The sequence below is a fragment of the Ruegeria sp. YKSF131 genome, from assembly GCF_059612645.1.
On record NZ_JBXWQZ010000087.1, the window covers coordinates 1 to 12,473 of the forward strand.

Annotated in this window: 12 protein-coding genes; 8 read left to right on the top strand and 4 right to left on the bottom strand. The window is 54.3% G+C overall.

What is annotated here, in order from left to right; genetic code table 11:
- On the top strand, positions 1 to 790 hold a 790-nt coding region (locus tag AC2FLZ_RS20440; protein WP_496882685.1), incomplete at its 5' end, for a transposase.
- 414 nt (positions 791 to 1,204) lie between these two features.
- Here AC2FLZ_RS20440 and AC2FLZ_RS20445 read toward each other — a convergent pair.
- Positions 1,205 to 1,603 carry a cupin domain-containing protein gene (locus tag AC2FLZ_RS20445; protein ID WP_496808383.1) on the bottom strand — a complete coding sequence of 133 codons (399 nt, stop codon included), beginning with the start codon at positions 1,601 to 1,603 and terminating at the stop codon, positions 1,205 to 1,207.
- 299 nt (positions 1,604 to 1,902) lie between these two features.
- Positions 1,903 to 2,814, bottom strand: coding sequence for a LysR family transcriptional regulator (locus AC2FLZ_RS20450; RefSeq protein ID WP_480518276.1), 912 nt, complete (start codon positions 2,812 to 2,814; stop codon positions 1,903 to 1,905).
- Between the two features lie 121 nt (positions 2,815 to 2,935).
- On the opposite strand from AC2FLZ_RS20450, the gene AC2FLZ_RS20455 reads away from it, so the two are divergent.
- The 7 genes from AC2FLZ_RS20455 to AC2FLZ_RS20485 all read left to right on the top strand — a co-directional run bounded on the left by AC2FLZ_RS20455 (position 2,936) and on the right by AC2FLZ_RS20485 (position 10,140).
- Positions 2,936 to 3,991 (top strand): dipeptidase, encoded by a 1,056-nt coding sequence (locus AC2FLZ_RS20455; protein WP_496882686.1) that lies wholly within the window; start codon positions 2,936 to 2,938, stop codon positions 3,989 to 3,991.
- A gap of 34 nt (positions 3,992 to 4,025) precedes the next feature.
- Positions 4,026 to 5,621 carry an ABC transporter substrate-binding protein gene (locus tag AC2FLZ_RS20460; protein ID WP_480474887.1) on the top strand — a complete coding sequence of 532 codons (1,596 nt, stop codon included), beginning with the start codon at positions 4,026 to 4,028 and terminating at the stop codon, positions 5,619 to 5,621.
- The gene (locus tag AC2FLZ_RS20465) at positions 5,622 to 6,680 is read left to right on the top strand and encodes an ABC transporter permease (RefSeq protein ID WP_480474888.1); all 1,059 of its coding nucleotides are present in this window, start codon (positions 5,622 to 5,624) and stop codon (positions 6,678 to 6,680) included.
- A complete protein-coding gene (locus AC2FLZ_RS20470; RefSeq protein WP_480474889.1) occupies positions 6,677 to 7,588 on the top strand; it encodes an ABC transporter permease in 912 nt (303 codons plus the stop codon). The genes AC2FLZ_RS20465 and AC2FLZ_RS20470 overlap by 4 nt, the downstream gene beginning before the upstream one ends.
- Positions 7,585 to 8,433, top strand: a complete 849-nt coding sequence (locus AC2FLZ_RS20475; RefSeq protein WP_209506685.1) for an ABC transporter ATP-binding protein — start codon at positions 7,585 to 7,587, stop codon at positions 8,431 to 8,433. Before AC2FLZ_RS20470 ends, AC2FLZ_RS20475 begins: the two co-directional genes overlap by 4 nt.
- A gap of 1 nt (position 8,434) precedes the next feature.
- Complete coding sequence (locus tag AC2FLZ_RS20480; protein ID WP_480554287.1) at positions 8,435 to 9,190, top strand: ABC transporter ATP-binding protein; 756 nt, start codon at positions 8,435 to 8,437, stop codon at positions 9,188 to 9,190.
- 209 nt (positions 9,191 to 9,399) lie between these two features.
- The gene (locus AC2FLZ_RS20485; protein WP_480474891.1) at positions 9,400 to 10,140 is read left to right on the top strand and encodes an outer membrane protein; all 741 of its coding nucleotides are present in this window, start codon (positions 9,400 to 9,402) and stop codon (positions 10,138 to 10,140) included.
- A 310-nt stretch (positions 10,141 to 10,450) separates the two neighbouring features.
- Here the strand turns inward: AC2FLZ_RS20485 and AC2FLZ_RS20490 are convergent, their stop codons facing one another.
- Both AC2FLZ_RS20490 and AC2FLZ_RS20495 read right to left on the bottom strand, forming a co-directional pair.
- Positions 10,451 to 11,872 (bottom strand): AMP-binding protein, encoded by a 1,422-nt coding sequence (locus tag AC2FLZ_RS20490; RefSeq protein ID WP_480554286.1) that lies wholly within the window; start codon positions 11,870 to 11,872, stop codon positions 10,451 to 10,453.
- The coding region (locus AC2FLZ_RS20495) for a hypothetical protein (RefSeq protein ID WP_496882687.1) at positions 11,865 to 12,473 on the bottom strand (609 nt) is incomplete at its 5' end. The genes AC2FLZ_RS20490 and AC2FLZ_RS20495, both read right to left, overlap by 8 nt.

A 12,473-nucleotide genomic window follows, 5' to 3' on the forward strand; every position in this document is an offset into this window, starting at 1 on the left:
GCAGCGCATGGATGAGACCGGCGAAACCCAAGTCTCACTTAGTGATCCTGATGCCCGATCCATGGCAACAACGGCCCGGATGCCCCGCATTGTCGGCTACAATGTTCAAACGGCCGTCGAAGCCAATCACCACCTGATCGTTGCGCATGAAGTAACAATGCTTGGGTTCGACCGGGATGCCTTGTCGATGATGGCCGCGGCAGCAAATGATGTCATGACGACAGATCAGCTCACAGCAATCGCGGATAAAGGTTACTACAAGAGCGAGGAGATTGTCGCCAGCGAAGAGGCTGGTATCTCGGTTGTCGTTCCCAAACCCATGACATCAAACGCCGCTGCACGCGGTCAGTTTGACAAGGCTGACTTCGCATATGACAGCGGCAAGGATGTCTATGTCTGCCCGGCAGGCAAGCAACTGACCTACAGATTTACCGGCCAGCAAGACGGCAAGGCCATCAGAGCGTATTGGTCTGGGGCCTGCGCCGATTGCGTCATCAAGGACAAATGCACGGCCAGCAAGGAACGGCGCGTGCGTCGATGGGAGAAAGAGGATGTGCTTGAGCGAGTACAAGAAAGGTTGGACGCAGACCCAGCCCAACTGGCCGTCCGCAGCATGACCGTCGAGCATCCCTACGGCACGATCAAATCATGGATGGGCGCGACGCACTTCACGATGCGCAGGTTGAAAAATGTCGCCACCGAGATGGCGCTGCACGTACTCGCCTACAACATGTCCCGCGTGCTGAAGATCATGGGCGTACCAGCGATCATCGCAGCTATGAACGCGTAAGAGCCCTCGTTTGCCCTGAAATTTGCGCCCAAATGGCCCTATCCGTCTCAGATGGCTTCCGCCGACCTCACAATCCATCCTGTCCATCAAAATGATGATCCCAAGCCAAAAAAGGACACAAAAGTCAAAACCGATTGGAGGCTCCGAGATCAACCAAGTTTCCACACACCCTCTCCGCAACGCGGAAGTCTAGTCGTAGAAACTATGAAGTCCGCTTGGCGCTTCAAATCTGACATCTCAATTGTGTTCGGCAACGGTGGTTATGCCCTCCCGTAACCATTCTTCTAGGCCGAATATCAAACACTTAGCCGCGCAACCCGCGGGGCGTTTTGCATTGGAGCTTTGGCGCTGGAAGCACCGTGGAAGCAATAGGGGTTAGAAAACTGCGCAGCTGGCCCCCAACAGTATTTTGCGTCACCTCAGTACAAGGTCCTCAAGTTCAGGCATTAGAACAACGCTTTCCTGTTCGTTCGGGTCCGTGCGCGCGATAACTGCAACTGCGGGTTCATTCCCATCGTTGAACGGAAGGTGCGGAGTGTTTGCCGGTATATAGATCAGGTCTCCTGCTTGCGTTTCCATAACGTGTTCCAGCCTGTCGCCCCAATACATCTTCGCAGACCCGGAAATCACATAAATCGCGGTTTCATGTGTCTCATGTTTATGCGCCCTGGCGCGCCCTCCGGGCGGGACCGTAAGCAGATGCATGCAGATAGCTTGGCTTCCTACCGTCTGTCTGGCGATGCCTTCGAAGTAATCGAACCCCTGTTTCCCGGTATAGGTTTCGCCGGGGCGCAGTTTCACACAATCCGCCATTTAGGTATTCCTTCCTAAGACTTGAGCGAGATAATGATACGCCAGCTTCGCTACGAAACGTAGGGAAATCACAGGCGGGTTGCGGGTAGAGGAACTTAAGAGCCAAATAAACGAACCGCATGCCGGGGGATACGGCCTGAGATAAATAAGGACAAAGAAAGCCATATTCGCGGACGTTACTCATACCAAACTGTGCACGTAGCCATGAGAGGTCTGCACCTCGAACAACCCCCTCCAAAATCATCCCTGTTGGGCGGCCACATGGAGTGTTGCCAGTGAAGAACCTTGGAAAGATTTCATTATCTCGGGTCAGAAAAAGGGTCCGGAGGGGTGTTCAATCGCAGATGCCGCATGAATGCCCGTGCGATCCTTGGAACCGGTTTTTGATCCGAGACCACAAAATGGCCCCGGTACCGCATTGGAGATTCAAATCGGACAAATGCCAGATCGGGAGATCGGTAATGGTAGACGGGAAAGGGATTGATAACAGACAGCCCCAATCCTTCGCGCGCCATGTCGGCAGCGGCAAATGAGGTTGAAACTTCGGCAACGATCCTCGGTTTAGCGCGCACCTGTTGAAGCAACCGGTCCAGCTGCCCGCGCCGCCCGTGTCGATATGTCAGTGCGATCAACTCTTGCTCATGCAAGTCTGAAGGCGTCAGAACGGTGCGTTCAGACAGAGGATGTTCAGGGCGCATGACGCAAACGGCTGGTGACTCGCGAAATGGAATAAGTTTGATGCCAGCGCGGCTTTGTTCAATCCCGGTCACGGCAAGATCAAATCGATTCTCAAGCACGCCTAGCGTGACCATATCTGATGTTGTCACCTCAAGGTTTACGAAAAAACCGGGATTCCCGCGAATGAAACTGGCGATGAGGGAAACGATGTATCGATGAGCGTAGCTGGGTGGTGCAACGAGACGCAGTGTTTCTTGCACTGTTTCGCCCGGGCCATCGATCCTGTCCAAAGCCTCGAACAAAGGATCCAATCGCATATTCAGCCTTACGGCTTCTTGCGTCGGTCGCAATCTGCCTGCATCCCGTTCGAACAGTGTTCTACCCAACCGATCCTCCAGGCTGCTGACCGAGCGACTGACCGCAGACTGAGACAAGCCGAGCTGTCGTGCGGCGGCTGCTGTTGTTCCAGACTGCATGAGCGCACGGAGCGCCTGGTATTCCGGCAAAGAATGCCAGTTGCGAGGTTTCTTCATTGCTGGGCACCCGCATGATTCCGACTAGCTCTATGAGTAAAACTCATCAAGATTTTTTACAATTATGATGATTACGTCTGTTAGCGTGTGTCGAAATGACACTAACCTGGGTAAAGTGAGTTTGAGCACCTCCCCTCTTATCTATGATGGGCACAATGATGTTCTGTCAAAACTGGCCTCGTCAGGTGGTCTGCCCGAAGCGGGCCGTTTCCTGACCGGGCTCGAAGGTGCGATTGACTCTGTTAAATCCAAGGCCGGTGGATTTGGCGGAGGCTTCTTTGCCGTTTGGGTGCCTTCGCCTATCGATGCCGATGCAAAAATGGAAGAAATGGTCCAGCCCAGCTATGACCTGCCGCTTCCCAATCATATTGACGCTGAAGATGCTCTGCCTTCAGCGCTGGGGCAGATTGCGATCCTGCTGGAACTGGAACGTTTGGGGGCGTTGAAAGTGGTTCGATCGGTTTCGGATATCCGGAACAGCATGGCGCAAGGCCAGATGGCGGCCATTTTTCACATTGAGGGTGCCGAGGCGATTGATGCCGATCTGCATTCGCTTGACGTGTTTCATGCAGCGGGGTTGCGATCGCTTGGGCCAGTGTGGAGCCGACCCAACATTTTCGGCCATGGTGTGCCGTTTAGATATCCATCGGGGCCGGATACTGGCCCTGGATTGACAGATCATGGACTGCGGCTTGTGCAGCGTTGCAACGCGCTGGGGATCATGCTGGATTTGTCGCATCTCAATGAAAATGGTTTCTGGGATGTAGCGCGGTATTCGGATGCGCCTTTGGTCGCCACGCATTCGAATGCCCAAGCCATCTGTCCGCACGCGCGGAATCTGACCGATGACCAGCTTCGCACCATCGCGGAAAGCGACGGGATGGTCGGGTTGAATTTTGCCACTGCGTTTCTGCGCGAGGATGGTCGGATGCTTTCCGATGTGCCGTTGACGCAGGTTCTGAAGCACCTTGACCACCTGATCGGGATAATGGGTGAAGACCGGGTCGGGCTTGGGTCCGATTATGACGGGGCAGTCGTGCCGGACGACGTGAAGGACGTCTCGATGCTGCCTCGATTGAGGGATGCCATGGTGACCCATGGATACGGCGAAGAGCTCATCAAGAAGCTCTGCCACGAAAACTGGTTGCGTGTTCTTGAGAAGACCTGGGGATCGTAACCGTTAGTGAAGACTTGATGACAGAGAGGACAAAATGAACGCATTTAACAGATTGCTTACCGGTGCGGCGCTGGGATTGGCGCTGGCCGTGACCTCGACTTCGGCAATGGCCGAAACGCCGCCGAACATGCTGGTTATTGCGCATCGTATCGACGATATCACGACGCTGGATCCGGCCGAAAGCTTTGAGTTTGCGGGTTCGGATGTCAGCCGGAATGTCTATCAGAAGCTGGTGAACTTCGACCCGCTCAATCTGGATGCCGGCTATCAGCCCGACATCGCTGAAAGTTGGGATGTGTCTGAAGACGGCAAATCGATTACCTTCAATATCAGGGAAGGACTGACCTTTCATTCCGGGAATCCGGTGACGGCCGAAGATGTTGAATTTTCACTGCGTCGTGCGATCATTCTAAACAAGACCCCGGCATTTATCCTGACCCAGTTTGGGTTCACGCCGGAAAATGTCGAACAAACGATTGTCGCGGATGGCAACACTCTGACAATCACAACGGACAAACCCTATGCGACATCCTTCGTTCTGAACTGTCTGACCGCTACCATCGGCGGCATTGTCGATAAGAAGACGGTGATGGAACACGACAAGGATGGCGATCTGGGCAACGAATGGCTCAAGACCAATACTGCTGGATCTGGTGCTTATAGCCTGGTCAGTTGGAAGCCCAATGAAAGCGTAACACTGAAGTCGAACCCTGATTTCTACTTGGGTGCTCCGGCCATGGAGCGTGTGGTTGTCCGCCACGTTCAGGAAAGCGCCAGCCAGCGCCTGTTGCTGGAACGTGGTGATATCGATGTCGCGCGCAACCTGAACCCAGAAGATGTTGCCGGCGCTTCATCTGTTGCCGGCGTAAAGATCGCAGACGAGCTTAAGGGCCGCCTGATGTATGTTTCGCTGAGCCAGAAACACCCCGAGCTTAGCAAGCCTCAGGTTCGGCAGGCGTTCAAATACCTGGTTGACTATGAAGGGATGCGTGACAGCTTCCTGAAGGGGCAATACACGATCCACCAAAATTTCCTGCCCCAAACCTATCTCGGTGCCTCTGACGAAACGCCGTTCAGCTTTGATGTTGAAAAAGCCAAGGCACTGCTGGATGAAGCAGGTGTAAGCGGGCTTGAGATTGAAGTTGGTGTACGTGAAGCGCAGGAACGGATCGAAATCGCCCAGTCGCTGCAGAATGCGCTGAGTCAGGTTGGCATCACGATGAACATCACCGTGGGAACCGCCAAACAAATTCTGGCGCGGTATCGTGCGCGGGAACTGGATGTTTATCTTGGCGCATGGGGGCCGGACTATCCCGACCCGCAGACGAACGCAGGTACCTTTGCCTATAACCCGGATAACTCGGACGAAGCCAATGCCACAGGATTGCTGGCATGGCGGAATTCTTGGGATACCGGCGGGCTGACCGACAAAACGGACGCGGCTGTTGTCGAAAACGACACCGCGAAACGCGCTGACATGTACAAGGAAATCCAGGCCGAGTTCCGCGAGACTTCGCCGTTTGTCATCATGTTCCAGCAGATCGAGCAATCGGCCCTGCGTGAAAACGTGACGAATTTCTCAACCGGTCAGGCGATAACTTCGGCGTCGTATTGGCAGGTGACCAAGTAAATGGCACTGGCCGAAAGACCAACTGAGGGGCGCCGCTCGGCGCCTCTTATCCATTGGATCAAGAGTATCCTGAAAACTATTGGCACCATCGCAATTACAATGCTGGGTCTGCTTTTCGTGACCTTCATTATCGGTCGCGTGATGCCGATCGACCCGGTGCTGGCGATCGTAGGCGAACGCGCATCGCAATCGACTTATGATGCGGTCTATCAACAGCTTGGCCTTGATAAACCGCTGCTGGTTCAGTTTGGATATTACCTTTGGGATGTTTTGCACGGCGATTTTGGCGATTCACTTCTGAATGCGCGCCCGGTTTCTCAGGATATTGCCCGCGTCTTCCCTGCTACGCTGGAATTGGCGACATTGGGTGTTTTGATTGGCATATTTCTGGGTGTTCCGCTTGGTGTGATCGCCGCAGTCAAGCGCGGATCGTGGATCGATCAGATCGCCCGTGTGGTCGCGCTTGTCGGGTATTCAATGCCAATATTCTGGCTGGGGCTCATGGGGCTTTTGGTCTTTTATGGGATACTTGGCTGGGTCGGTGGCCCGGGCCGCCTGGATATCTTCTATGAAGACCTTGTTCCCACGCGAACAGGGTTGATCTTGCTTGACAGTGCCTTGGCCCAGGATTGGGATGTTTTCCGGAACGCGTTGTCCCATATCATCCTGCCCGCAGCTTTGCTGGGGTACTACTCGCTTGCCTACATTAGCCGGATGACCCGATCCTTCATGCTGGAACAGTTGTCAGCCGAGTATGTCATCACTGCCCGCGTCAAAGGGCTGTCTGAAAGGCAGGTTATCTGGCGCCACGCCTTCAAGAATATCCGAGTGCAGCTGATCACAGTGATCGCACTGAGCTATGCCAACTTGTTAGAAGGATCAGTTCTGACCGAGATCATCTTTAGCTGGCCGGGGATCGGCAGCTATATCACGACGGCTTTGCTGAGCGCCGATATGAATGCCGTTCTTGGAGGAACCGTTGTGGTCGGGCTGATCTTTATCTGCCTGAACATATTCTCGGATCTTCTTTACCGATTCTTTGATCCGAGGTCGAAATGAGCGACATGACCTTGCGCCAGTGGCTGCTGACCGACGAGCCGACTTCGCGCCGCCATGCCAGATTGGCCAGCTTCTACAAAGGCTGGCTGACTTTGCGATCAAACTCGATGGCAATGGTCGGGTTTGCGATCCTTGTCATCCTTGTTCTGACAGCGGTCTTTGCGCCTTTTCTCGCGCCGCATGATCCCTTTGTTCAGAGCCTGTCCAGCCGTCTTCTTCCCATCGGGGCTGAAGGGCACTTGCTGGGAACCGACAGCTTGGGGCGGGATATTCTGTCACGCCTGATCTATGGGGCCCGAATTACACTGTACATCGTGGCGCTTGTGGCGCTCATCGCACCGATTGCGGGGCTTCTGGTCGGGACGGTTGCGGGATATGTGGGGGGATGGACGGATGTAATCCTCATGCGCATCACGGATATTTTCCTCGCTTTTCCACGACTTGTTCTGGCGTTGGCGTTTGTCGCGGCGCTTGGGGCAGGGATTGAAAACGCGGTTCTGGCAATCTCGCTCACGGCATGGCCGCCCTATGCGCGTATGGCACGTGCAGAAACCCTGACCATCCGGTCAACCGACTATATCAACGCGATCCGCCTTCAGGGTGCCGGGCCGCTGCGCATCATCACCCGGCATATCTGGCCACTGTGCATCTCATCTTTGATCGTGCGGGTCACGCTGGATATGGCCGGGATCATCCTGGCCGCCGCCGGCCTTGGTTTTCTGGGGTTGGGGGCACAACCTCCAAGTCCGGAATGGGGTGCCATGATATCCGAGGGTCGACGTTTCATCCTTGATCACTGGTGGGTGGCAACGGTGCCGGGGCTAGCAATTTTCACGGTTTCGCTGGCCTTCAACCTATTGGGTGATGGCCTGCGGGACGCGCTTGATCCAAAGGACGGTGGCCAATGAACTTACTCGACATCGAAGATCTGTGGGTTCGTTTCCCAACCCGTCAGGGCGTGTTTGACGCCGTGCGTGGCGTGTCGTTTTCGCTCGGGCGCGAGCGTCTGGGGATTGTCGGCGAAAGCGGCTCGGGCAAGTCGATGACGGGACGGGCCATTCTGCGCCTGATCCGAAATCCGGGTATCGTCGAGGCCAAACACATCAATCTGGAAGGCCGAGACCTGATGAAGCTCAGCGAGCGCGAGATGCGTGAGGTGCGAGGCAAGCAGATCTCGATGGTGATGCAGGACCCCAAGTTTTCTCTGAACCCGGTGGTCACGGTTGGCGAGCAACTTATGGAGGCATACCTCCAGCACAATTCCGGCTCTAAGGCCCACGCGAAAAAGATGGCTATCGAGATGTTGGATAACGTCTCAATCCGTGATCCTGAGCGGGTGATGCGAGCATACCCGCATGAGGTGTCTGGGGGTATGGGGCAGCGCATTATGATTGCGATGATGTTGATTCCCAATCCCAAGATTCTGATTGCCGACGAACCAACTTCGGCGCTTGATGTCAGTGTTCAGCGGCAGGTGCTGAACATCATGGATGGATTGGTCAAGGAACGGGGGATGGGCCTGATATTCATCAGCCACGACCTGAATCTGGTGTCTGAGTTCTGTGACCGTGTCCTCATCATGTATTCTGGTCGGATCGTCGAGGTCTGCGAGGCTGACAAGCTGCATCAGGCCCAACATCCCTATACCCAGGGCTTGCTAAACTCGCTGCCGCGCCTTGATGAAAAATGCACCCACCTGAGTGTTCTCACACGCGATCCGTCTTGGTCCGAAGCCCCGAGCGTGAGGGGCTGAAATGAAGGCACTGGAAATCAACCATCTGAATGTCTGGTTTGGTCACGCGCACGACCGGGTCGATGCGGTGAAAGACGCAAACCTTGAAGTCGCGCAGGGCGAGAGTTTTGGCCTTGTTGGCGAAAGCGGTTCCGGCAAGTCGACAATTCTGAGGGCAATAACGGGGCTTGCACCGCAATGGTCGGGCACAATCCGCGTAGAAGGTCAGGCTATATCCGGGTCCCGGCGGGATCGGTCATTCTTTCGGACCGTCCAGATGGTGTTTCAGGACCCCTACGCGTCTTTGCATCCGCGGCACACTGTTGATCAGGTTCTCAGTGAAACAATTCATCTGCATGGGTTTGAAGATATCGATAAACGCGTGAGCGATTTGCTCAACGACGTCGGACTTGGGCGAAGATTCCGGTTTCGGTATCCACACCAGCTTTCCGGTGGTCAACGACAACGCGTGGCAATCGCAAGGGCCTTGGCAGGTGAGCCGGACATTTTGCTTTTGGACGAACCCACGTCGGCTTTGGATGTCAGCGTTCAGGCCGAGGTGCTCAACCTGCTGACTGACCTGCGCAAACAGCGCGGATTGACCTATCTGATGGTATCTCATGATCTTCCGGTTATCGCACATATGTGCGAGCAATTGGCAGTTATGAGAAATGGTGAAATAGTTGAGGTCATGTCCTCGGAAACTCTGCGTTTGGGGAACCCAAGCCACGAGTATTCCAAGCAATTGTTGACCGCATCTGTTGCCCCAAACCAGTAGCGACTTCGTTAGAAGCGGGATTTATCCTTCGTATGATCAGTTCGGGTGACGCACGACAGCGGCCTTTAGCATTTCCTGTGTGAACGCATCCTGTGATTAATAAGGACCGTGTTGGCGGTACAGCGATCGAGATATTGGAAAAGGCTACAAATTGTGCAACCGTGAAGTATGCAAGGAATGCAATATAAATTCTGGCAACGAGGTCACTGATGAAAAGCAAGGTGCAATACTTGGCGATAGCGTTTGCGTTACTGATCGCACCGCCTATTTCAGCCCAGCAATCTGACTGGTCTTTTGCGGGCACCGCTTATCTGTTCATGGCCGAAACGGATATTTCCCTTAGAACACCAAGTGGAACAATCGACGGCACGTTGAGTTTTTCAGACGCTCTCGAAAACCTGGACTTTGCGTTTATGGGCGGCATTTCCGCGTCTAACGGGCGCTGGTTGTTGCTTGCTGACTATAACTACACCGATTTGACGTTCAGTAATTCAACTCCTGGCCCAGCGTTTTCGAGTTTGGACACCTCCGCCACCACGCAATTTCTCAGCGGCTATGTCGGATACCGTGTTTATGAGACACCCGCGATCAGCGTGGCCCTTGCCGGCGGGTTCAGGTGGTTCAGCACGGAAACCACATTCCGATTGCAACCGGGGATCGTCGCCGGGCGAAGTGTGACGATCGACGACAACTGGACTGATCCGGTCGTCGCTGCCCGCGCACGAGTTCGGATTTCTGACAAATGGTCAGGGACCGGATTTGTGGATTACGGTGGATTTCGGAGCGGTAGCGAAACCTGGCAAGTTCTGCTGACCGCGGATTATGAAATCAATGACAGATGGCTGATCCGGGGCGGCTACCGCTATATCTCCTTTGATCATGAGATCAACGGCAATGATTTCAGGTTTGACCAGTCAGGCCCGTTGCTGGGGGCAACATACAGGTTCTGAAGATAACGTCAGGCGCATCCTTTGATACTAACCTGTTACGTGTTGGGGGTTGGACGATGACTTGGGGAAACGGATGGCGCTCGGATGGTGCCTGGCCATTGCGGATCGTGTTGACCAATTCTATGGGCCTGTCACGGAATTGTGCCGACCCTTTTACTTGGTATTTTGCCAAAATGGCGTGACATCATGGCATCAAAACCAACTCCGCAATTTCGCGCTGCAGCGGTGCGTGTAGCATTGCCGTTCGAATGTCAAAAAAGTGTTCGACAGAGGTGTTCCGTTGGCACCTGCGTGGAATAACCCCGTCAAATTAGTTGCCCAATAAGCGGGCGAGTTTTACCCGATCAACTTTGGATCTGTGGCGCTTGTCCATTGGCATCTTCCTCACGTGGGTCACTTTGGCAATGCCAAGATCCTTCGCCAGCCTGGCCCAGTTTGACAACTGATGCGCGTCACCTTCAATGCATAAAGTGGAACTTCCATTTAGGCTCATGAGCGCGCAGTGCGTCACGCTCGGCCATTGCCGGGCAGCTATTTCGATGGCGAATGGAAAAGTGCGGCCAGCTGAGGTTGCCACATCGCTCGCTACTCTACCCCACAACCACAAACGACCTAGATCATCCAACCGCCCAGCGTCGCCGGTTCGATGCCAGATCGTAGTGTCGTCCTTGATCTTATTTTCCTTGGAGTGTGCGGGATCAAGATAGCCATCATTTACATGATCGCCCGCCACCTGTATTTCATCCTCTCGAATTCGGAGTTTGATTTGCGAAACCGGACACCCAACAAGTAGTCCCTTGCCCGCTGCCATTTCACGTTGGTCGGTTTCGGAGATGTCACGCGCATCAAGATGCGCAATCGGTTCAGCTTCGGTTGACCCGTAGACGCAGATCACTTCCAGGTCGAAATGGGCAAGAAGCCTTTCGACCAGGTCAGGGAACACCGGACCGCCGCCAGTGAAAACTGTGTGTAGGGAACCGATATCTGTACACTGTGTCAGTTTTTCGCATAATGACGGAGGGATCAGAAGCCGGGTAACGTGTTGCTTCGATATCCAATCCGCCAACTGTTCGGGAGAAAGCCGCTCCAGTTTGCTCATCTTCCAGTTCGGCAGAACAGTCATGCGCCCGGCCGCAAGGTTTATCAGGGTGAACACCGGGAACGCTACCAGATCCCGCTCTGCTTCATTACTGTCAAGAAGCGGTGCGATGGCATCATGTTGTGCCATCAGAAACGCATGACTGCGGGGGATGGCCTTTGGCTGACCTGTTGTCCCGGACGTAAAGGAAATGAGCGCCGTGTCACTGTCTTTTACAACAGCTTTCCTCAGGTCGCCCTTGGCATTGCCAGGTAGCAAAAGCCGCATCTTAATAAGTTCTGGCACAACAAACCCGAGCAGCGCAAAGAAACCCGATGCGCAAAAGGCCTTGGGTCGGGTCGCTCTCGCTGCATGACGCAGCCCAGCGAGTCCCATAGCTGGTTCAGGCAAAACCACCGTTGCCCCCAATGACCACAAGGCCGCAAGACTAGCGTATAAATCAGCATTGACCGGCATCGCCAACAAAACGCGATCGCCATGGCCAAGCCCCTTACGTCCCCACTTTCCGGCCAATTGCTGCGCGCGTAACTGCAACTCTCGAAAGGTGACCTCGCGACCGTTGCTCTCTACGATGGCCGTTCGGTCTGGAAATCGGTCGACGGCAACGGCAAAATGATCCAGCAGATTAATCATCCAGGCGCAACCCGAACAGGTTATACCGCCGGAATACCTTAGCCCCTTCGACAACGCTGCGGTCGGCGGATTTGTTATCATCATGTATCAGCGCGTGGATGGCTGTTTTAAAACCAAGATTTAGTGCCGATCTATGGAAATGACTGGCCAAATGACGACCTGCGCCGCGCTCAAGGCTTGCATACGTCTTTAAGACGGCCGCAGTTGGATTTGGGCCTTCTGCATAGTTAGGGATCCCAAACAGGAAACCTGCCAACGAGCCGTCCGGACGGCGAGCAAAGAAGATAAGCTCGCGCGTCAGAAGCGGAATGACGGGCATGTACATTGCAAGAAAATCACTCTCAGAAATAGGTTTATAGAAGGCGTTTTTGGAAAAAGCCTCAACTGACAGTTGGTACACTTGCCGGAACAATCCTTCAGGGTTGGTTCCGTCCCAGGGTTCGACATCAAACGCGTCGGTTGCAGAAAGAGGCGACCTGGACGTTTGTACCTGTCTGACGTCAGCGCCAATGGGACAGTTTAGGTCGATTTGATAAGAGAGGGTTTCTGGCTCATCGTAACCGCCAAGGAGTGGAGATGAGAAAGAAACCCGGAACCAAGC